We start from the raw sequence: 674 nt of genomic DNA on the forward strand, positions 1-674 counted from the left end.
CGAAATGTGTTTTTCGTTGTCATATTTCATCCTTGAAATAGTGTTATGGTCGGCTTTCCCTTGCCTCAATGCATAGTAGCAATGGTGTTCAAGGGATCTCAAGACTGTAGTTGACGAAAATTTACTTAATTGAGCGATATTTATGATGTTTTGGCGATGCTCCGCAGAGATATTTTACTTGCTACTGCTAGACTCAAAATATAATGAGCAGCATGTATGTTGTTTCAATCGTCTTTTGAGTAGAACTAGATTGTGATTTTGAAGGATTGGTCTTTACAGGGTCGTATCGGTGAGTGGTGCATAGTGCTCGCTACTATGCTTCTGACTGCTTGTGGTGGCGGTAGCTCTGAGGCTGACGGCTCGCAAGGTATCAACGGCGGTTTAGTGGCAGGAGGTCCTTCTCAAGCGCGAACGATTTCAGGCACCCTTCGACTCACATCATCTATGGCGCAAGATTCTGACACGCAGGTCGCGGGCTCTTTCGCTATCAATCTCAATAACAATTCCTTTTCCCAAGCGCAGAGACTAAACAACCCTAGCTCTGTTGGTGGCTATGTCAGTGCAGCTAATGGCGCATACAGCAACGGGCTTTCTTTCGCTCGTGATGATAGCGATTTCTATTCCTTGCCATTATTGAATGGACAAACACTCTCGCTTGAGGCTTATCCGGCTGA

At 45.4% G+C, this 674-nt stretch carries 1 protein-coding gene; it reads left to right on the plus strand.

What is annotated here, in order from left to right; translation table 11 throughout:
- Window positions 1-252: 252 nt before the first annotated feature.
- Window positions 253-674, plus strand: a 422-nt coding sequence (locus A3738_RS07615; protein ID WP_197473683.1) for a hypothetical protein, incomplete at its 3' end; no start/stop codon positions are given.

The sequence above is a fragment of the Oleiphilus sp. HI0066 genome, assembly GCF_001635725.1.